We start from the raw sequence: 22,497 nt of genomic DNA on the forward strand, positions 1-22,497 counted from the left end.
TTGTAATTTTTTAACGCTCGTTGTTATACGTTTTAACCAACTGAGCTAAATTCTTTTTTACCGAAAGTTTATTCCTTTTATATTTCGAAAGTCCCCAATCTTTATACTTACCTCCTTTCCAATAAGTGTTATAATAACCTGCTTTATTGAATTGTTGCTCAATCAAATCATCTCTACTTTCTAGTGCTGGATCTATGATTTTGGTATGTGTAACATAAGCTCGTCTATATCTAATTTTATAAACGTTCTTGGGTATTCTAACATAAAATCGCGTTCGGAATTTTCGTTCTTTTTTGTATTGGAAAGGTGTACATAAACGCTGCGCTTTTTTACCTAGGCGATTAAACTGCTTTTTACTGATTGTTGGAAGCCCTCTGTAGATACAATATTGGGAAACTTGTTTATCCCATGCTTTTTCGCAATCTACTTTGGTCTTTCCCCAAAAAACATGATCGATTAGTTGATATATTTCTAGTATAGCTTCTTGATTTTTGTACCGATCAAGATTTACTGTCAACACAATTTCCTTATACCAGCCATGTCTTATTGGTTTTTCTAACTTAGCATATCCTAATGCTTTTTTAGTTTCCCAGATTTTTCTTCTTTCCTTTACTAAACTTCGAACTTCTTTCTCTCGTTTCGATTTAATGTGTTTAGGTTTCATTCAACTTTTTTATTGTCATAAAATGAGCTAAGATTTCGAACTTCCTATTCGAACTCCTAGTTGAAATTCAGCCGTCACATTCTTGCTGAATATCTAATGTTTAAATTGATATTGCATTTTCTTAATTTTTGAGTGGTTTAACTTTTAATTGATTTTTTAGATTAAAAGTTTGAGAAAGATTTGATTAGATGGTCATTGATCTAAAACAAAAAAGTCCGAAACTTTTAATACAGCTTCGGACTTTTCATCTATTTAGAGTTTTTATTTTCTATTCTGAAAATTGAGCCCAAAGCATCTTCCTTGCATCAAGTGCAATTGGATTTTGTATTTTAATTGAATTAAACATTTTGCTTTGGTTTTTATTTGATTTTGTAAATTCCCCCTTGGAATTCTTCTGCAAAGATAATGGCAGGCTTTTTATTTTTCCAAACTTTTTTTGAAAAAAATAGCTCACTTTTTTCTTACTACGAAGTAGTAGATTTATTTTAAAATCCAAATTATTGAACTAATTTTTAAGCCATTCAGCCATTTTTTGCTTATTTTTTCTTTTCAGAAGAAACATTACTCCTCTTTCTTTTTCTCTTTTTCCATGGCGCATTTTTCTGCCAATCACCAGCCATAATACTTCCATAAGGAACCACTTCATCAATAACTTTTCCTAATCCATATTCGGTCATTTGATCCCTAACAGTCTCAGCATTTTTATAGGCTGAGGGTAATTCGGTAATATCAACCTCATTAGAAAAAAATCGAACATCCAACCCTCTGGTTTCTTCCTCAAAAATAGACTCAATTGTTTGTTCTCCTTTGCTTTTTCTATGGGCTGATCTACTCATATTTCTACCAGCTCCATGTGGAGCAAAACCTAAATTACTAGCAGTTGTTTCCCCTTCTACAATCAATACTGGTTCAGCCATATTCAATGGAATTAATCGTGGTCCTGTAATATCTGGCATAAACTTAGAATCCAAAGGGGTTGCTCCTTTAGCATGATAGAACAAATCTCCATCTTTAAATACAAAGTTATGTTCATTCCAATATCTATTTTCTACTGTTCCTCCTACAGCTTCTACAGTTGCATCATGAATACAAACATGATTTTGTTTCGTCCACTTTCTCACAATTTGCAATGCATCCCAATAAGTTTTACCTTCCTCTGTATCAAATGGAATCCAAGCGTTTTGCTTTAAGGTATCTTTTGAGATACTTCTTCTAAACCGGTCAGCAATCGTCATCCCTTTTTTAAATAATCTTGCTCCTACACCTCTAGATCCATGATGGGTTACCATCATCGTATTCCCCGTTTTCTTTGACTTCCCAACAAATAAAAAATGGTTTCCATCTCCTTGTGTTCCAAGGTGAGATCTGGCAACACTAATTGTTTGTTTATCGTTCAAATATTCATTGGATTCGAAGTCTTCCAATAATGCTTTAGGAAATCTAAATTGACTATTTCTATCCCTACCTCCATAACCAAAATGGGTTACAGAATGTGCCGCATCCAATACTATTTTAGGATCTACTTTTCCAAAATCAGTTAACATGACCGAACAACAAATATCTGCTGAATGCATCCCTGGATGAATAGCATTTTTTGCTACAGCAACTCCCCCAACTGGTATTGTACCATCTGGTCCTGTCGGACAAGCGTCTGGCATAATTGAACCATCTACTATTGTTGGTGTTTTCATCAACGTTTTCATGCTTGAAATCACTTTCTCAACATTTTCTTTTTCTAAATCATTTTCTGCTTTAATATTGATATTTACAGCCGCTGGATGATCCAACAATTCGATCATTGGTTCGGGCTGATGTTGTTCTAAATATTTAACAACCTCATCTTCTGTTAAATCATTGGTATTGATATACTCTAATGCTTCTGCAAACCATTTACCTGGTTGAAAACCTCTTTCTACTAAATCTTTTCCTGTAATTTTCATAGTTCTTTTCTTTTTGATGATACAAAGGTTTAACAGTTCTACGCAGTTATTTTGCGTAGTTTATTTTATTCTCTTAATTTCACAAAAAAATCTTAAAAATGGCTCAAAATAAAAATGCTTTAATTCGCTATAAGACTATTGATAAGTGTTTACAAAATAACTATAAAAAATGGACTTTAAATGATTTGATTGAAGCTTGTTCTGATGCCTTATATGAATATGAGGGAAGAACCATAAACGTGAGTAAACGTACTGTACAACTTGATATACAATTGATGCGAAGCGATAAATTGGGATACAATGCTCCCATTACTGTTTATGATAAAAAATATTATCGTTATGATGATCCTAATTATTCGATTACAGACATTCCTTTGACTGAAAACGACATGAATGTGCTCACTGAAACTGTTGAAATGCTGAAGCAATTTAAAGACTTCTCTCTCTTTTCTGAACTGGGTGGAATTATTCAACGTTTAGAAGATAAAGTCTATACCGAAAAAACACATCAAAATGCTATTATTCACTTAGATAAAAATGAACATTTGAAAGGGTTAAAGCATTTAGACACATTGTATCAAGCTATTCTAAAAAAACTTGTTTTGAAAATTGACTATCAATCTTTTAAGGCAAGAAAAGCTTCAACCATTATTTTTCATCCATTTATCTTAAAGGAATACAACAACCGATGGTTTTTAGTTGGCAAAAAGAAAAAATCAGGAAGGATTGATACGCTAGCTTTGGACCGTATGGAAACTATAGACTATGATTTAGACATTCCACACCTGGAGGAAGAGTTTGATGGAGATCACCACTATAAAAACACTATAGGAGTAACAGTACTCGATGAAGAGCATGTTCAAGATGTTGTTCTAAAGATTGAAAGAACTAATGCCCCCTACGTATTAACAAAACCTCTACATCATTCTCAAGAATTTATCGATAGAGATCAACAAGGTTACGTTACGGTAAAACTAAGGGTTCATATCAATTTTGAACTAGAGCGCTTGATTTTAGGTTTTGGGGAAACTATTGAAGTTTTAGCCCCTCGATTGCTGCGGAAGAGAATTAGTAAAAAGCTCAATAAAGCAGCAGCTCAATATGGATAAAAGGAGGTCATTTCTTCCCTCCTTTCATTATTTTATAAGCCAACCAGCCAATCCCAATTACAAAATGTAAAGCGACAATTCCAAAAATAATATAAGGCGTATTTGAGCTCATTTACTGTTCTATAAAATTGATTTCATGGGTAACAGTTGCAAACTGTCTGAACATCTCAAAAACACCACAATAACGTTCTATTGAAAGGTTGACTGCCTTTTCTAATTTTACTTGATTCATTGCTGTACCCTCAAAAGTATATACAACATGTACTTTGTCATAAACTTTAGGATGCTCTTCTGTTAAGCTCCCCTCAACATCTACTGTAAACTTTGAAACACTTTCGGCTGTCCGCATTTTTTTCATTAGTGATGCTACATCCATTCCTGTGCATCCACTCAATGAACTTAGCATTAAGACCTTGGGTCTTACTCCATTTCCCTCTCCTCCTACTGCATCGTCAGCATCTAAGGCTACCTCTCCTCCTATTACTGTAGAATTAAAGGCCATCTTTCCTTTCCATTCTGTTTTTATCTTATGATTCATAATTATTGCTTTGATCTCCAAAGATCCTAAATTTAGAGGAATTATTAGGTAACAAAAGTCATTCTTCTTCCCTGTACGTTTTTGTCTTTGTTCCATTCTCTTTTTTCTAGTTATACTGCCCGTCTAGTTCTCGATACAATTTATTTTTTTTCAAAAATCAATTACTCGAACTGACTCGACCATAAGCTAATTATTGACACTCATGATGCTTTCATCTAGAGCGTACTATCTATGGTGTAATCTTTTTTCTCTATTCTCTGCTCTTTATTCTCTACTCTATATTCTCTGTTCTCTCCTCCCTATTCTTTTGTATAAAAAAAGACTCAAGAATGAAAGACTTGTAATAATGCTATATTCAATGTAAAATGCATGAGATTGCTTCTACCCTATCTTCTAGTTACAATACCCGTCTAGTTCTCGATACAATTTATTTTTTTCAAAAATCAATTACTCGAACTGACTCAATCATAAGCTAATTATTGACACTCATGATGCTTTCATCTAGAGCGTACGATGTATGATCTTATCTTTTTTCTATATTCTCTGTTCTCTCCTCCCTATTCTCAGCTCTTTATTCTCATTCCCAACTAATACTTAAACCTTAATCCTCAACAATCTAATTCTTAAGAAAAGTTAAACAACTTAAACTTTGAATTTAGATGTCAGGTTCAACATAAAAAACGACTACTTTTGTAGTACTATGAACGAATCAAATATTCCATTAGAAATCAGTAACCAAGTTTCTCCTTTAATTCTTGATTATACTAACGAAAAAAAGGCTACTCAACCTTTTTATACCTACCCCAATAACCTAGAGGGTTTTAAAAGTAAAATCCAATCAACTCAATTCACAAAAACGCAAAGAGCATTGCTTGTTCAACAACTTAAACAACAATACGCTACTAACAATATTCCTGCTCCAAAACGAATTGACTCCTTACTCAACGAAAACACTTTTGTTGTAACGACCGGACATCAACTATGTTTATTTGGAGGTCCTCAATATTTTATTCATAAAATTGTTTCTACAATAAAATTAGCTCAACAACTTAAAGATCAGTTCCCTACCTATAACTTCCTCCCTCTATTTTGGTTGGCGAGTGAAGACCATGATTTTGAAGAAATTAGCCACGCACATATTTATCGAACAACGATACAAAGCACTACCGACCTTAAAGGAGCTGTTGGTCGAATGCCTATGACTATTTTTAAAGATTCCTACCAAGAACTTTTTGAACTTTTAGGAGATAGAGTGCCCCCTATCCAAGAACTTTTTGACGTTAATTTTAAGTCTACAACATTAGCTCAAGCAACCACAAAATGGGTAAATCAACTCTTTGAAAATACAGACTTAATAATTTTAGACGGCGATGATAAAGCCTTAAAAAGAAGCTTTATTCCAACGATTCAAAAAGAATTAGAAAATGAAGATTCTTTTAATACTATCAACTCAACTTCAGCCAAATTAAAAGAACTTGGATATAAAGCACAAGTTACCCCAAGAGCTATTAATCTCTTTTACCTAAACAACAACTTAAGAGAACGCATTGTTTTGGATAATAAAGTATATCGTGTTTTAAATACTGACATCACATTTTCTAGTGAAGAAATTCTAGAAGAGCTTTCAAACCACCCGGAACGTTTTAGTCCTAATGCTGTTTTAAGGCCTGTTTACCAAGAAGCTATTTTACCAAACTTAGCTTACATAGGAGGCCCAGGAGAACTAGCTTATTGGCTACAATTGCGTTCTAATTTTGATCAGTTAAACATTCCTTTTCCTGTGTTGGTTTTACGCGACCTCATTGTCACTACAGATGACAAAACACTTGCAAACATCCATAAGCTCAACCTCAAACTTGAAGATTTTTTCTTAAATGAGGACGACTTAATCAAAAAGTACCTTAAAAACACCCCTTCTACACACCTTGATTTTGAGATTGAGTTAAATGCTTTGCTAGAACTAAAAAGTCGAGTACTAGAAAAAACACAAGGCGTAGATCATTCATTAACAGGAATGGTTGAAGCCGAATTTGTAAAAATGCGAAAAGGTATTGAACGCATTAACCAAAAAACTCAAAAGAGCATTAAACAACGTGAGGAAGTGGCTTTAAATAAGATTAAAAATATTAAACAGAAAATCACTCCAAATGATAAATTAGCTGAGCGAAAAGAGAGTTTTATCCCTAATTATCTTCAAAACCCAAGCCAATACATCGAAAAACTGATACATATTAGCAACCCTTTCATCAGCGAAATCAAAGTGTTTAAACAATAAAAAAAAGAATTTTATCGTTTAATTTGCCAGATAGACCTGTTAACATTAGATTTGTTTCAAACATTCTATAATACGAAAGGAAAATAGCAACTTTAATTGAAGTCTACTCTAACATCAAACAAGTTTCTATACTTAGTATAAAAAAAGACCTACAAAAGTTACCTTTAACACTTCCACTCTAAAGATAACTTTTGTAGGTTTTATTTTTTAGTAAAATATTACTACACTATTTTCTTAGGTGATTAATCACCTCTGCTGCTGCATACAAGCCAAAAATCGCAGGCATAAATGAACTTGTCCCATAAAACGATTTCTTAAAATTTGTTCCATCAGTTAATTGTAACGAAGAAGCCAAAGGTGTTTCAGGAGAGTATACAGCACGAATACCTCTATTAATATTATCTTTCTTAAGACGCTCCTTAATTCGCTTTCCTAATTTACAACCTTTTACTTTAGCAATATCTTTAACAGTTACCTGATGGGGATTCATCTTTCCTCCGGCTCCCATCGAACTAACACATTTTACCTTGTTATACCTACAAGCTTTGATTAGGCTTACTTTTGGAGAGATACTATCGATACAATCCATTACATAATCAAAATTACCTGCTTTTAAGATTTCGTCCATACGCTCAGGATTCAAAAACTCATCAATTTGAGTAAGCGCTAATGTTGGGTTAATATCCAGTAAACGTTTTCCTACTTCTTCTACTTTTTGCTTACCTACTGTTGAATGTAAAGCAGGTAGTTGCCTGTTAATATTGGTGATATCGACATCATCTCCATCTACAATCGTCATTTTTCCTATTCCAGCTCTTGCAATAAATTCTGCAGCAAAACTTCCTACTCCCCCTAGTCCTACTATTAAAACATTTGAGGATTTTAACTTTTTAGAACCTTCTGCTCCTACTAATAGTTCGGCTCTTTCCAACCAGTTACTTGACATAAATTTTTTTCAATCTTTTTAGTTAGTGTTTTTGTATTAATTTGTAGTATTTCGCTCGCTAAAATATAAACTTCTTCTATTGTAATGGCTAAATTATCGTCAGTTTCAAAAAAAACTTTTGAAATAGGCGTATGCTTTAGCACCTCCACCCCATTTTTTGTCTTTAAAAACTCCCCACCAAACGAGAGGTACATCCCTTGTTCTAACAATGATTTTGCAATGGTATTTTTTCTATTAAAACCATGGATAATCCAAGGTTGACTAGGCTTTAATTTCTTTTTGAGGCGTATTACTTCATTGTAAGCTCTTACACAATGAATAATTAATGGTTTTTGGTAACGTTCTGATAAAAGAATTTGCGCAACAAACAACTCTTCTTGTTTATGCATTGACACTCCTTTTAGCTTATCTAATCCACACTCACCTATAAAAACAAAAAAGGAATCTTTCTTTTTGAGTTCCTCTTCCAATTCTTCCAGTAATAACTCAGAATTATCAATATACCAAGGGTGTATCCCTAAAGAATAGTTTTTTCCCTTAGGCACCTCATCTTTACCTAAAATCACATTTAAAATATTCAATTCTAATGACAACTGGTTATGGGTATGAATATCAACAAACATAAAACAAAACTAAGAAAATGGTCACAATTTTAATCAAGCAACAACAGAGAAATAGAAACATCAGAAACTTTTGAGCAAATGAAGTATTTTCTATACTCTTTTTTCTTTCTTCTTTATTCTATTCTATATTTGTAGGTATGATAAAAAAAATATTGGCATTTCTAATAGGCTTTGTCTTAATTTCGTGTAATGGCGAACAACAAAAAAAAGTTTCTCCCAACACCCCTCCCCAAAAAAATACTGTTAGTACTAAAATAAAATATTCAAAAGGCTTTAAAATCCTTGAAAAAGATGGAATAAAAAAGCTTCTCATACTAGACCCATTTTCCAACTATAAAGTACAACAGACCATTGTTTTACTAAAACAACAACAAGCATACACCCCTGCTGAAAATGAGGTTTTGGTCTACACTCCTATACAATCCATCATTCCTTTTTCGACTTCGTACATCAGTATGATTGATACGCTAGACAAACTTAATTCGATAGTGGCAATTGAAAACAAAAACTACATTTACAACCAGCGACTTTTAAACAACGTTTCTGAAGATAAAGTTCGTACTACAGGACCAATTAATCAACTAGACTTAGAAGTCATTCTTACCATTCAACCAGATGTACTTGTCACAATAGGCAGCTCAGGAGAACAACCACAACAACTTCAAAAATTAATTCGAGCAGGAATCCCCTCAATCAACAATTATGATTGGAAAGAAAATCACCCACTAGGAAAAGCTGAGTGGATTAAGTTTTTTGGAGCCTTGTATGAAAAAGAAGCTGAAGCAGAGGCAATATTCAATGGAATTGAGACCAACTATAATCGTTATAAAAACCTAGTAAAACCCAACCATCCCAACGTTTTATTCTCCTCCCTCTACAACGGGACTTGGTATATTCCAGGAGGGAACAGCTATCCCAGTCAATTTGTAAAAGATGCAGGAGGTACTTATCCATGGATTAACGATACTACTACAGGAAGCTTACCCCTAAGTTTTGAAACTATTGCTAATAAGCAAGCTCAACCAGACATCTGGTTAAACCCCAACTACAATTACATAAAAGACATGACCAATGCCGATTCAAGGTACTTTTCATTCCTAAAGAATGTGAAAGAAAATATTTACAATTCCAACAAAAGGACAACTCCTCATGGAGGAAACGACTATTGGGAAAAAGGAACTTTAAGACCCGACCTCGTTCTTAAAGATTACATAGAGCTTTTTAAATTAGACCTTTGTAATGAAGACTCTTTAGTTTTCTTTAAAAAAGTACATCCTTAACACTTGAATAAAAAAAGACTAAATATTATTTTTTCATTCGCATTCCTTATTTGTCTTGCGATCGGATCACTACTAATAGGCTCCGAAACAATTTCATTAAAAAACCTTTTTAAAAGCGTATTTGACCAATTTCCAAATGCTACACACCGCTTCATACTTCTTGAAATTAGACTTCCAAGAGTACTAACAGCTTTACTAGCTGGCGCTGGGTTATCAGTATCAGGGTTACTGATGCAAACTTACTTTAGAAATAGTCTAGCTGGACCATCCATATTAGGAACAACTTCAGGAGCAAGCTTTGGTGTTGCGTTGACAGTCTTATCATCTTCGTTATTTGGCGTTCAACTTTACAATAGTGGCTACTCCATTACCATTGCCTCGATATTAGGTTCGATGGGAGTTCTCTTTTTTATCCTAATGCTAGCGACAAGAGTTGGAAATGGCGTTATTTTATTAATTATAGGAATTATTTTAAGTAGTTTTTTAGGAGCTACCGTAACTATTCTTCAATATTTTACTGACGCAGAAAACATACAAAAATATATCTTATGGACTATGGGGAGCACCAATGCTACAACACTTCAAGATGTTGCACTATTAGCTTCTTGCATCCTACTTGGAGGCATACTCATTCTATTGCTTATCAAACCACTGAACGCCTTATTAATTGGAGAAGATTATGCGAAAACCCTGGGGATCAACATTAAAAAGTCAAGATTCCTGATTATTTTAAGTACGGGTATTCTTACGGGAGGAATTACCGCATTCTGTGGCCCTATCGCTTTTATTGGCTTAGCTGTTCCTCATCTTGTCAAAATCAAAAGTAAATCCGCAAACCACAACTACCTAATTCCCCTCACAGCAATTACAGGAGGAATAATAATGCTAATCGCCGATGCTATTGCTCAAGTTCCTTTTAGAGAAATACAACTTCCAATAAATGCTGTTACCTCACTAATTGCAGCGCCAATCATTATTTTTGTTATTTTGAAATACCGAAACACCAATGGATAGTCAACTGTTAAAAATAAATGAATTAGCTGTTGGATATACTTCAACAATAATATCGAAAATTAATGCTGTGGTTAAAGCTGGTGATTTCATTACTTTGTTTGGCGCTAACGGAGCGGGAAAATCAACATTATTAAAAACAATTCTTCAACAGCTCCCCCCAAAAAGTGGTCAACTTTTACTAAATCAAAAAAATATTACTGAGTATTCTAACACTGCTTTAGCCAAAAACATTGCTATTGTAAACACCAACAAGAACTTTGACCTCAATCTTACCGTTTATGACATCCTTGCCCTTGGACGAATACCATACTTAAACCTCTTTGGAAAACTAACTCAACAAGACCAAGAAATCATCGAAAAGTATATTCAGGAACTAGCATTAAACGCTATTGTTGACAATTATTTTTATCAGCTTTCTGATGGTCAAAAACAAAAAGTACTTGTTGCCAGAGCGCTTATTCAGGATACAGATTTAATTATACTTGACGAACCAACGGCTCATTTAGACATTAAAAATCGGATTACAATTTTTCAATTACTACAGAACATAGCCCATAAAAAACAAAAAGCAATTATTTGTGTCTCACATGAAATTGATATTGCTCTAAAATACGCCTCAAAGGTTTGGTTAATTGATAAACACCATAACTTTATCACAGATACTCCTGATAAATTTAACACAGATACAATATACTGTAACTTATTTTAACAAGTATAGTATTTTCATTTTCAAACTTTTTACTACTTTCGCGTTGCTTATTGGTTTTCGATTTTCGAAATTAAAAGGGAATCAAGTGAAACTCTTGAACTATTCCCGTAGCTGTAAGTTTCTTAACAACTAGCTTATTTATCCACTGTTTCTGAATGGAAATGGGAAGGAAAAGCTCGTTTGGAAATAAGTCAGAAGACCTGCCAACAAGCGGACTTATAGCTTTCGGGATAAAAGCAAAAGAGTATTAATAGCCCAGTAGAGTTCTTCTACAGGGAATTCTTATTCTATGTTTTTATCTTTTTTTTAATTAATTCATTTAAACAAAAAAAGATGAAAAAATTTTACATTGCAATCGCTGTATTAACAGCAAACCTATCTTATTCACAAACGGTGGATTTTGAATCAGTAAGCCTAGCTCCAGAGAGTGCTTGGGATGGATCAGACTTATCAGGAACACCTAATTCTGACACTACAGCTTATGACAGTACCTTTGTTTTTACGGGAGGGTTAACGATGAACAACCAATGGAACTCACAATACGGTTATTTGTCAGACGGTTGGGTTTTCTCAAACAAAACCGACGATACGACTCAACAGTTAGCAGGAGCATACCATAGTTATGCTGGAGGTGGAGCAAACAACTCTAGCAACTATGCAGTTTCTTACATTGGTGGAGGGCAAATAATCCAACTGGAAAACAATACCGAAGCAACATTTACCAGTATTGATGTTACCAACAATAATTACGCTGCTTTATCAATGTTAAATGGTGATAACTTAGCTAAAAAATTTGGAGGAACTACAGGAGATGATGAAGATTGGTTTTTACTAGACATTATTGGTTATACTGCTAATGGAAATGTGGTGGACACCATTAAATTCTATTTAGCTGATTATCGTTTTTCTGACAATTCACAAGATTATATAATTAAAGATTGGACTTCTGTTGATTTAAGTTCACTTGGAGCTATCAACAAAATAAGGTTTGAGCTTTCATCAACTGACAATGGACAATTTGGAATGAATACACCAGCGTACCTAGCTATTGATAATGTTAGTTTTGGTTTTGCAAATGTTAATGAGATACTTGTAAATAAATTTAATGTTTATCCTAACCCATCTAATGGAATAATCAATTTTGATGAAGTATTTGAACATGGAACAATTTCAGTATATAACCTTAATGGTCAAGTTGTTTATAATAAAGACATCAATACAACAACAAAGACAATGGATCTTTCATTCTTAACCAATGGAATCTATACTTTAGTTGTAACAACTGATGAAATATACACTACCCGATTCATCAAACATTAAACGCAATATTGGGAAGAACGAAAGCATTCTTAATTTTTTCTAAGTTAAGAATGCTTTCTAAAACAAATAACTTATGAAATACCTATTGCTTTTAATACCCTCACAAATACTATTAATGTATACCTATGCTCAAGGAAGCTTCCCGCCTGACGCTGGGACGATAGGCACTACCGCTATACACAAGGACTCTTCAATATTCTCAGGCTGGGCAACAGCTTGTACAATAAATAGAGGCCCTCAAAACATCCTTGATCCTTCACTAGGTTTAGCAAGTTCTGGAACAGCAAATAATGCAACAGGGCATTCTGGGCAACATGGAACAGTTAGTTTAGGTGATGGAGGTTCAGCTCTTTTAACTTTTCATTATCCAATAATTAACGGCCCTGGTCCCGATTTTGCTGTTTTCGAAAACGCTTTTAATCACTTTTTTTTAGAATTGGCCTTTGTAGAAGTTAGTTCCAATGGAATTGATTATGTTCGGTTTCCATCGTATTCTGAAACTCCCACCAACGACCAAGTAGGCGGGTTTGATCAGTTAGACCCTACCTATATTCATAATTTAGCTGGAAAATATAAAGTTAATTATGGTACACCTTTCGATTTAGAAGATTTAATTGACTCTACCGCTATTGACATCAACAATATCAACTATGTTAGAATTATTGATGTAGTTGGCCTTATCAATAGCCAACATAGCACTTTCGACTCTGATGGCCACACGATTAACGACCCTTTTCCTACGCCATACGCAACTTCTGGCTTTGATTTAGATGCAGTAGGTGTTATTCACCAATTAGTCAACATTACAGAAAAGACCAATTCTGATGTTAAGGTTTATCCGAACCCCTCTAATGGCAGAATTCAGATCCAGCTTATAAACAACAACTATCAACAGCTTCACATAATGGATCAAACTGGTAAAATGATATACCAGCACAATTTTGATTTAGTTCTCGAAAATTTTAGTTTAAACTTAGCTACTGGTGTTTACATACTTTCAGCTTCAAATCAAGACGTTTACCATACTCAAAAGATAATCATAAAATAAGTTTTACCGTTTATACACTCATATTTACCGATAAGCTATTTAACACGAACTTAACATTCTTAAATTTTGTTAATTTAGTATACTGATAACCACTAACAAAATTAATTATGAAATTAAAAGCTTTAGTTGTCGATGATGAATTTAACGCTAGAAGTAACCTAAAATTATTGCTAGACGAATTTTGCCCAGAAATAGAAGTCTTGGACACTGCTGAAAATGCAGAAGAAGCCAGAGTAAAGATAGAGCAATACAATCCCGAAGTTCTTTTTCTGGATATTGCCATGCCTAATGAGGATGGGTTTATGTTATTGAAGTCTATTCCCAACCGAAACTTTTCCGTTGTTTTTACAACTGCTTATAATGAGTTTGCGTTAAAAGCTTTTAAGGCAAATGCAATAGACTATATTGAAAAACCAATTAGTATTGAAGACTTACAAAATGCAACGCAGAAGCTCCTAAGAATTCATGGCACAAAAGAGCAAAGATCTCCAGATGAATTAAATGAATTTATTGAGGAAGTAATTGAACCAAAAGCACTTGACAGAATAAGCATACCAACTAGAGACGGTTATATCATTCTTAAAAATGAAGAGATCCTCCACCTAGAAGCTAGTGATAATTACACGATGATCTATTTAAGCAATGGAAAAAGGCACTTAAGTAGCAAAAACATTAAAGTATACGAAAAAAACCTAGACCCAAGTGTTTTTTATAGAATACATAAATCACACATAATCAATGTCCAACATCACCTAAAGGAATTCTCAAGATCTGAAGGTAATGTCGCGATACTAAGCAGTGGAAAATTAGTTCCTGTATCTAGGAGAAAACTCACGGACTTTTTAAATTATATTAATACTTTTTAAATACCGTTAAATTATTAATAACAACCTCACAATAATTTAAGCACGCTAAACACAATAAAATTAAATACTTTTGATAAGCTTCAGTTGTGAATAATTAACATAAAGTGGTTTTATTTTTAAAAAAATGTTAATTATTCATAAAGAATTATTTTCTTTGTAGGTTGTATGACTTGAGGGGCTGTGCGAAATCAGCTCTAAAAAACAGACTTAAAACATTGTAATTAAAGAACTTAAACAATAAATTATGTTAAACAAAATTACTTTATCACTATTCTTTATTCTTTTGGGAATTGGATATTCTTTTGCTCAAAGTGGTACAGGTACACTAAAAGGTACTGTATTGGATGAGTCAGGAGAGCCGCTTCCTTTTGTAAATGTTACATTAAAACAAAATGGAAACTTAAAAACAGGAGCAACAACAGACTTTGATGGAAACTTTAAAATCTCAAGTCTTGAACCTGGAAAATATGATTTAGAGGTCAGTTTTGTTGGTTATCAAACCCAAAAAACTGAAGGAATCATTATAAAAGGAGACAAATTATTACCATTACCAGACATTACGCTTAGAGAAGGAGACTTATTAGATGAAGTTGAAGTCATCACCTATAAAGTTCCTTTGATTGATAAAGATGGAGGTGCATCGGGAGGAACGGTATCAAGAGATGAGCTAGCAAGAATGCCTGGACGTTCGGCTGGAGCAATTGCTTCTACAGTTGGAGGTGTACAATCAGATGCTAATGGTGAAGTACAATCGGTAAGGGGAGCAAGAAGTGATGCTACTTATTACTACATTGATGGAATTAAAGTACGTGGATCTTCAGCGCTACCAAAATCTGCTATTGAAGAGGTTTCTGTATTAACAGGGGGATTACCTGCTAACTACGGAGATGTTACTGGTGGTATTATTTCTATTACAACAAGAGGGGCTTCTAGACAATACTTTGGTGGTTTAGAATATATTACTTCTGGATACAAATTTGGTGACAACACATACGGTTTAGATAATTATGGATACAACTTGGTTGAGGGAATTATCTCTGGACCTCTTTTAATGAAGAAAGATAGTACAGGAGAAAAAACAGATCCAATTTTAGGATTCTTCTTATCAGGAAACTTAACTTCAATTGTAGATCCAAGACCTCTAGCTATTAAACAATACATCGTAAAAGATGACGTTAGAGCTAGTTTATTAGAAAACCCTGTAAGACCTAACCCTTCTGGAAGCGGAGTCATCTACAACACAGACTTCTTAAATGAAAATGATTTTGAAGAAGTAAAATTCAGACAAAATGTTATGAGTACTTCTGCTAACTTATCAGGTAAGTTAGACTTTAACTTGGGAGAAAACATGAACTTTACTGTAGGAGGTACAGGAAGATATCAAAAAAGAAATATACCTAGTTATGTTAACACACTTTTCAACACCAACCAAAACCCATTAGAAACTACTTATACATGGAGAACTTATGCTAAGTTCACACAGCGTTTTGCTAATGCTACGGAAGAAAGTGAAAGTAAAGGAGGAATTAAAAACGCTTTCTATACCTTAATGGTTGATTATTCTCAGGAAAGAAGAACTAGAGAAAATGAAACACATAAAGGTAAAATTTTCAACTATGGACACGTTGGTACTTTCGACATTGAAAGAGAAAGAAGTTATACCTTAACGGATTTAAATGGAGATGGTAACCCAGATGCATTAGAACAGGATGGGACAAACGATGTTGAGGTTTCGTTTACTGCTTCTGAGGCAAACAGTGATTTAGCTGCTATTACTAGTCAATACTTTGCATTAAACGAAGGTGAAAACCCAGACGATTTATACAGTAGCTTAGACGACATTAGAGGAGGAAACGCCTTAAGAAATGGTGATTTACCAAATGATGTTTATAGTTTATGGAGAAACATTGGGTACCAATACAATGGTTACTCTACAAGAGAGCAAAATCAGTTCCGTATTACTGGACAAGGTTCTGCTGACATTGGGAACCATGCATTAACATTAGGATTTGAATATGAGCAACGTGTAGATAGAAACTTTTCTGCTGCTCCAGTTGGATTATGGACAACAATGCGTCAATTAGCAAACAGCCATGCTTTAGAGATCGACAAGTCACAGTCTTATACTGAGCAAATTGGTACGTTCTATAGAATTAGCTATGATCAGTTAAATGGTGATCCAGGTGAGTATGATGGAACAGGAGAGCAGTCATTCTTTGATTACAATGTTAGACAAAAGTTAGGATGGGACACAGATGGAACAGACTATATCAATGTTGATGCATTAGACCCTAACTTCTTCTCTTTAGATATGTTTAAAGCAGATGAGTTAATTAGTGGGCAAAACAGTAGAAACTATGTTTCTTACTATGGTTATGACCACACAGGTAAAAAATTGAAGAATCAAGTAAGTTTTGATGATTTCTTTAATGCTAAAGATGATCATGGTAACTTAACGAGAACGATTGGAGCTTTCCAACCAATTTATATGGCAGGATACATTATGGATAAATTCTCTTTTGATGATTTAATCTTCAACGTTGGGGTTCGTGTAGATAGATATGATGCTAACCAACAAGTATTAAAAGATCCTTATTTAACCTATTCTGCACAAACAAAAGGGGAAGTTTCTGAATTAAATGGTGTATCTGTAGATCATCCTTCAAATATTTCTAATAGTGCAACTGTTTACGTTGATGATGTGAGTGATCCTACTACAATAAAAGGATATAGAGATGGAGATATTTGGTATACAGCTTCAGGTATTGAAACACAAGACTTAGACCAAATTAAAAGTTCAGGAAATATCCAACCGTTATTAGTTCAAGGTGTTGACCCTACTGCGCCTATTAACTCTGAAGTATTTGAGGACTACAAACCACAAATTAATGTAATGCCTCGTATTTCATTCTCATTCCCAATATCTGATCAAGCGTTATTCTTTTCTCACTATGATGTGTTAACGAAAAGGCCAACGGCAGGTACTGATGGACCTATTAATCGTTTAGATCCTACAGATTATTTATTCTTAGGACAAAACACAAACGTATTGAACAATCCAAACCTAAGACCTGAAAAAACAATTGATTTTGAGTTAGGATTCCAACAAGCATTAAACAGTTCATCATCTTTAAAGTTATCAGCTTTCTACAAAGAAAACAGAGACATGGTAACAATTGTATTTGTTGAAGGAGCTTATCCTAATGATTATAAGACATACGGAAACAGAGATTTTGGAACAGTAAAAGGATTAACAGCCGCTTATGATTTAAGAAAGACTGGTAACTTAACTTTAAGAGCAGCTTATACTCTACAATTTGCTGAGTCTACAGGTTCAGAGCCTCAGTCTGCATTAAACTTAATTAACGCAAGAGCTCCAAACCTAAGAACAATCTATCCTGTATCTTTCGATCAAAGACATGTTGTTACAGGAAGTTTAGATTATAGATATGGAGAAGGGAAAGATTATAATGGACCTATCATTAAAGAGAAACAAGTGTTAAAAAACACAGGAGTTAACTTTACAGGTAACTACTCATCTGGTAGACCTTATACAGCACAAGTTGCACCATCTAATGCTGCTCAAATTAGTGCTAGTGATGGAACAACAAAAGGAAATCCATTTGGAGCGAGAATGCCAGGGACATTTACAGCAAACATGCAGATTGATAGAAACATTACTTTAAAATTTGGTGAAGACAAAAAGAAATCTGCTAACATGAATGTCTACTTATGGGTAAGTAACTTATTTAACACATTAAACATCTCTGATGTGTATAGAGCAACAGGAAACCCAGATGATGATGGGTTCTTAAACTCAGCGAATGCTCAAAATACAATTCAACAGCAAAATGACATAGAGTCGTACAAATACTACTATGCATTGAAAGCGAATAACCCTTATAACTTTGGTGTTCCTAGACAAATTCGTTTAGGTGTAAAAGTTGACTTTTAAAACAGACATTTAATTCATTATTATTATGAAAAATAGAATAAATATAGTAGCTCTTTTAATTGGTTCATTGGCAATGGTGAATAACTATAGTGCCATGAATCTTGTAGGGAGTAAATCAGGACATAAAAAGAATTCTTTTCAAAATAAAGCTGCAGGTTGTGCTCAGGCAGAAACCAAAAGAACATTGGATTACAACAATGTTAGTGCTTTAATTGAAACTGGAGGAACCATGTGGCAACAACGAAGTACAGGAGTTCCTGCTTACGAAGTGCCTAAGCAATCTGAAGATTACTTAATCTTTAGTGGATCTCTCTGGGTAGGTGGTGAAGATGTTAATGGACAGCTTAAACTAGCTGCAATGAAATTCGGTACAGATGGTAACGACTTTTGGACTGGTCCTTTATCTGTAACTCCTAATACTGGTAATCCCGCGATTGGAAGAAAAGATTTTGGTCCTGCAACTGTAGATGGTCAAACATGTGTAGAATACGATAAATTTTACATTACTGAAAGAGCTGAAATTTTAGAATTTAATGGATGGTTTGAAACACCAGATGCTGAAAAGGCTACAGAATATCCAGGTTATACTATTCCTCCTAGTATTTTAAACTGGCCTGCTCATGGTGATTTAGGTAAATTTCAAGATTTTTATTTAGCGCCATTCTACGATAGAGATGGAGACGGGGTTTATAATCCTGGGAATGGTGATTACCCTTGGTATGATATTAAACAGGAGGTAGATTGTAGAAATGATCGTCAAATCACATTATATGGAGATTACAACATGTGGTGGGTTTTCAACGATAAAGGAGACATTCATACAGAAAGTGGTGGAGAACCAATTGGTATGGAAATTAGAGGTCAAGCCTTTGCTTTTGCAACGACAGATGAAGTCAACAACATGACATTCTACAACTATGAATTAATTAACCGTTCTACGCAAACCTTAACAAATACCTATTTTGCATTTTATACTGATGCTGATGTTGGATGTGCAGGAAATGATTATGTAGGTTGTGATATTCAAAGAGGATTAGCATATACTTATAACAAGTATGATGATGATGGTGCTAACCCAGGAACAATAACATGTAATACGCCAATTAAAAGTGAAGGGTTACCTCCAGCTGTTGGTGTTGACTTTTTTGAGGGGCCTTACCAAGATAATGATGGTGTTGATAACCCACTTACAACAGATGTTGCTCAAGCTATCGCGCAAAAAGGTATTCCTTATGCTGGTTTAGGTATAGGATATGGTGATGGTGTAGTTGATAATGAGCGTTTTGGAATGCGTAAATTCGTATACTATAACAATTCGAATAGTCAATCAGTTGGTGATCCACAAAGTGGAAGTGCCGTACAATTTTACAACTATATGCAAGGATTGTGGAAAGATGGTTCTGAGTTCTTCTTTGGAGGAACAGGATTTTCTGGAAACCCAGGAGTAACGACTGTTGCTACAGACTATATCATGTATGGTAATACAGATCCTTACAATTGGGCTACTAGAGGTATTCAACCTCCTACAATTGGTCCTGATGGATGGACTGAGTTTGCTTTAAGTAATGCTGATGAAGATAAAAGAATGGTACAATCTGCTGGACCATTTACATTGGAGCCAGGTGCAGTAAATAACATTACTGTTGGGGTTATCTATTCAAAAGCTCAAAATGGAAATGCTTGGCAATCTGTAATTGATATGCGAGAAGCTGATGATAAAGCTCAAGCTTTATTTGATAACTGTTTTAGAATCTTAGATGGTCCTGATGCACCAGATGTTACCTTACAGGAAATGGATAAAACATTAATCTTATATTTATCTAACCCAAGTAACAGTAATAACTTTAACGAGCAGTACACGGAATTAGATCCAGTAATTAAAGCGACAGGAAATACAGATACAAATTATGTTTTCCAAGGATATAAAATATACCAAGTTGCAGCAGAGGATGTAAGTGTTTCTGATTTGGATAACCCAGATTTAGCAAGACTTGTTGGACAGTGTGACCTTAAAGATAGTGTTACTAGAATCATTAATTATCGTGAGAACTCAACATTAAATGTTTCTGTTCCTGAATTACAAGTTGATGGTGCTAACGAAGGTATTTACCATACTTTAAAAGTAACTGAAGATTTATTTGCTCAGGGAGACTCTAGGTTGATTAATCATAAAAAATATTACTACTTAGCTATCGCTTATGGTTATAACAACTATGAAGACTTTAATCCACTTACTAAGTCTGGACAAAGTAAACCATACTTCCAAGGAAGAAAGAGTCCAATAGGATCTATAAAAACCGTAGTTGGTATTCCTCACATGACTACTCCAGAAAATGGAGGGAGTGTAATTAACGCTCAATATGGTGATGGTCCAAAGATTACAAGAGTAGAAGGAAGAGGAAACGCTGATAATGTTATTGAACTTACGAGTGAATCTGAAGCTGAAATCGTTTCAAGTAGTACACCACCAAAAGAAATTACTTATAAAAATGGGTTTGGCCCAGTTAACATTAAAGTAATTGACCCATTAAATGTACAAGGTGGTGATTATCAATTAATCTTTATTAAAGATAATAATGATGAACTTGAAGAAGCAAGTTGGGTACTTGTTAGAAATGAAGTAGATTCAATTTATTCTGACAGAACTATCAACCATAGAAATGAACAAATCATTCCAGAGTGGGGTATTTCTGTAGATATTCAACAATATGAACATGAACAATTAAACAACAGTTTCTTTAAAACAGAACTATTAACTTCAAGCATTGAATTTGTAGACTACAGTAATGTATGGTTAACAGGTGTTAAAGATGAGGATGGTTTATTTGCACAAAACTGGATTAGAGCTGGGGCTGTAAATGCATCTACTGTAGCTGGTACACCAGCATGTTTAGACCCTACTGCATTTAACGATTTCTTAGAAGGTTCAAACCCTATTGATGAAGAACAAGATTTTGAAAAAATCTTAGAGGGTACATGGGCTCCTTATATTTTGACAGCTGAAGGGGCATGTAACCACGCTCCATTAACAGATGAGAACTGGTCGTCACGTGCACAAACTGATTTAAGTGATTTATCAAGTGTTGATATTGTATTTACTTCTGATCGAAGTAAATGGACTAGAGTTCCAGTATTAGAATCTCAAGATGAGCCTGGTCTTTCATGGGATGGTAGTACAGAAAAAATGACTGTTAAGATGAAACCATCGGTTGATAAGTATGGTAAACCAACAACAGCACCAAGTTCTAGTAGTAACAACCCTGATGATGCCAATTATATCTCAGGAGAAGGAATGAGTTGGTTCCCTGGTTACGCTATTGACTTACAAACTGGTGAACGCTTAAACATGGCTTTTGCTGAAGATTCTTGGCTAGGAAACGAGAACGGTAACGATATGGTCTTTAACCCAACGAAGAATGAATACCAAGAATTTGGAGGTATTAACGATGCTAACTCTGTATTATTTGGTGGAAAACACTACGTATACGTATTTAGAAATGCTGATAAAGACAAAAAAGGATTCAACTATATTGGAGCTTACGACAATGGAGTTTTCTTTAAAGATAAATTAATTGACAATCCAGGTTCTGCTAACTATAGAAAAACATGGATTGGATGTATGTATGTTGGTGTACCTTTATTATCTCAATCTTCATTAGGTTTATCGGATGAGAACGATCCATATTCTTATATTGAATCAGATGTTAGAATTAAAATTAGAGTTGCAAACAACTATAGACAACATGCTGACGCTGGTCAATATGTTGTAGATGGTCCTGGTTCTTCTCAAAATGGATGGTATAATAAATATGCTTTTAACATGGATGATATAGCTACTAGTACTCAGGCAGATGTTACTGATAGTATTAAAGACAGTATCATGAATATGATTAATGTGGTTCCAAATCCTTACTATGCATACTCAAACTATGAAACTGGAAGATTAGACAACAGAATCAAAATTGTAAACCTACCAGATGAGTGTACCATTAAGATATATACTGTTTCAGGTACATTAGTGAGAACATTTACAAAAGACGATAATAGAATTACTTCTATTGATTGGGATTTAACTAACCAAGCTGATATTCCAATCGCTGGTGGACTATACTTAATCCATGTTGATGTTCCTAGCATTGAAAGAGAAAGAATATTAAAATGGTTTGGAGTGGTAAGACCTCCAGATTTGAAAAACTTCTAAGCAATAGAA

At 34.2% G+C, this 22,497-nt stretch carries 15 protein-coding genes and 1 riboswitch; of the genes, 10 read left to right on the forward strand and 5 right to left on the reverse strand.

What is annotated here, in order from left to right:
• Positions 1–10: 10 nt before the first annotated feature.
• Positions 11–664 carry a hypothetical protein gene (locus N4A35_17220; protein ID MCT4583154.1) on the reverse strand — a complete coding sequence of 218 codons (654 nt, stop codon included), beginning with the start codon at positions 662–664 and terminating at the stop codon, positions 11–13.
• A 536-nt stretch (positions 665–1,200) separates the two neighbouring features.
• Positions 1,201–2,604 (reverse strand): RtcB family protein, encoded by a 1,404-nt coding sequence (locus tag N4A35_17225; protein ID MCT4583155.1) that lies wholly within the window; start codon positions 2,602–2,604, stop codon positions 1,201–1,203.
• A gap of 98 nt (positions 2,605–2,702) precedes the next feature.
• Between N4A35_17225 and N4A35_17230 the strand changes: the two genes are divergently transcribed.
• Positions 2,703–3,713, forward strand: a complete 1,011-nt coding sequence (locus N4A35_17230) for a WYL domain-containing protein (GenBank protein MCT4583156.1) — start codon at positions 2,703–2,705, stop codon at positions 3,711–3,713.
• A gap of 112 nt (positions 3,714–3,825) precedes the next feature.
• Here the strand turns inward: N4A35_17230 and N4A35_17235 are convergent, their stop codons facing one another.
• Positions 3,826–4,251, reverse strand: a complete 426-nt coding sequence (locus tag N4A35_17235; protein ID MCT4583157.1) for an OsmC family protein — start codon at positions 4,249–4,251, stop codon at positions 3,826–3,828.
• A gap of 700 nt (positions 4,252–4,951) precedes the next feature.
• On the opposite strand from N4A35_17235, the gene bshC reads away from it, so the two are divergent.
• Positions 4,952–6,526, forward strand: a complete 1,575-nt coding sequence (gene bshC / locus N4A35_17240; protein ID MCT4583158.1) for a bacillithiol biosynthesis cysteine-adding enzyme BshC — start codon at positions 4,952–4,954, stop codon at positions 6,524–6,526.
• 226 nt (positions 6,527–6,752) lie between these two features.
• Here bshC and N4A35_17245 read toward each other — a convergent pair whose 3' ends face one another.
• Together N4A35_17245 and N4A35_17250 are read right to left on the reverse strand one after the other, a co-directional pair.
• Entirely contained in the window at positions 6,753–7,472 is a 720-nt protein-coding gene (locus N4A35_17245) for a tRNA threonylcarbamoyladenosine dehydratase (GenBank protein ID MCT4583159.1), read from the reverse strand.
• Positions 7,436–8,095: a TatD family hydrolase gene (locus tag N4A35_17250; protein MCT4583160.1), complete on the reverse strand. Its 660-nt coding sequence runs from the start codon at positions 8,093–8,095 to the stop codon at positions 7,436–7,438. Before N4A35_17250 ends, N4A35_17245 begins: the two co-directional genes overlap by 37 nt.
• 137 nt (positions 8,096–8,232) lie before the next feature.
• On the opposite strand from N4A35_17250, the gene N4A35_17255 reads away from it, so the two are divergent.
• The 8 genes from N4A35_17255 to N4A35_17290 all read left to right on the forward strand — a co-directional run bounded on the left by N4A35_17255 (position 8,233) and on the right by N4A35_17290 (position 22,488).
• Positions 8,233–9,375: an ABC transporter substrate-binding protein gene (locus tag N4A35_17255; GenBank protein ID MCT4583161.1), complete on the forward strand. Its 1,143-nt coding sequence runs from the start codon at positions 8,233–8,235 to the stop codon at positions 9,373–9,375.
• Positions 9,376–9,378: 3 nt separating this feature from the next.
• Positions 9,379–10,389, forward strand: a complete 1,011-nt coding sequence (locus N4A35_17260) for an iron ABC transporter permease (GenBank protein MCT4583162.1) — start codon at positions 9,379–9,381, stop codon at positions 10,387–10,389.
• Complete coding sequence (locus N4A35_17265) at positions 10,382–11,098, forward strand: ABC transporter ATP-binding protein (protein MCT4583163.1); 717 nt, start codon at positions 10,382–10,384, stop codon at positions 11,096–11,098. The genes N4A35_17260 and N4A35_17265 overlap by 8 nt, the downstream gene beginning before the upstream one ends.
• Positions 11,099–11,132: 34 nt before the next feature.
• Positions 11,133–11,321, forward strand: a riboswitch (cobalamin riboswitch).
• A gap of 110 nt (positions 11,322–11,431) precedes the next feature.
• The gene (locus N4A35_17270; GenBank protein ID MCT4583164.1) at positions 11,432–12,418 is read left to right on the forward strand and encodes a DUF4465 domain-containing protein; all 987 of its coding nucleotides are present in this window, start codon (positions 11,432–11,434) and stop codon (positions 12,416–12,418) included.
• Positions 12,419–12,491: 73 nt separating this feature from the next.
• Positions 12,492–13,466 (forward strand): T9SS type A sorting domain-containing protein, encoded by a 975-nt coding sequence (locus tag N4A35_17275; protein ID MCT4583165.1) that lies wholly within the window; start codon positions 12,492–12,494, stop codon positions 13,464–13,466.
• Positions 13,467–13,573: 107 nt separating this feature from the next.
• Positions 13,574–14,332: a LytTR family DNA-binding domain-containing protein gene (locus N4A35_17280; protein ID MCT4583166.1), complete on the forward strand. Its 759-nt coding sequence runs from the start codon at positions 13,574–13,576 to the stop codon at positions 14,330–14,332.
• Between the two features lie 244 nt (positions 14,333–14,576).
• Positions 14,577–18,287, forward strand: a complete 3,711-nt coding sequence (locus N4A35_17285) for a carboxypeptidase regulatory-like domain-containing protein (GenBank protein ID MCT4583167.1) — start codon at positions 14,577–14,579, stop codon at positions 18,285–18,287.
• A gap of 25 nt (positions 18,288–18,312) precedes the next feature.
• On the forward strand, positions 18,313–22,488 hold the full coding sequence (locus N4A35_17290) for a T9SS C-terminal target domain-containing protein (GenBank protein ID MCT4583168.1): 4,176 nt from the start codon (positions 18,313–18,315) through the stop codon (positions 22,486–22,488).
• The last annotated feature ends 9 nt before the right edge of the window (positions 22,489–22,497 follow it).

The organism is Flavobacteriales bacterium, from assembly GCA_025210295.1.
Taxonomy (GTDB): domain Bacteria; phylum Bacteroidota; class Bacteroidia; order Flavobacteriales_D; family Parvicellaceae; genus S010-51.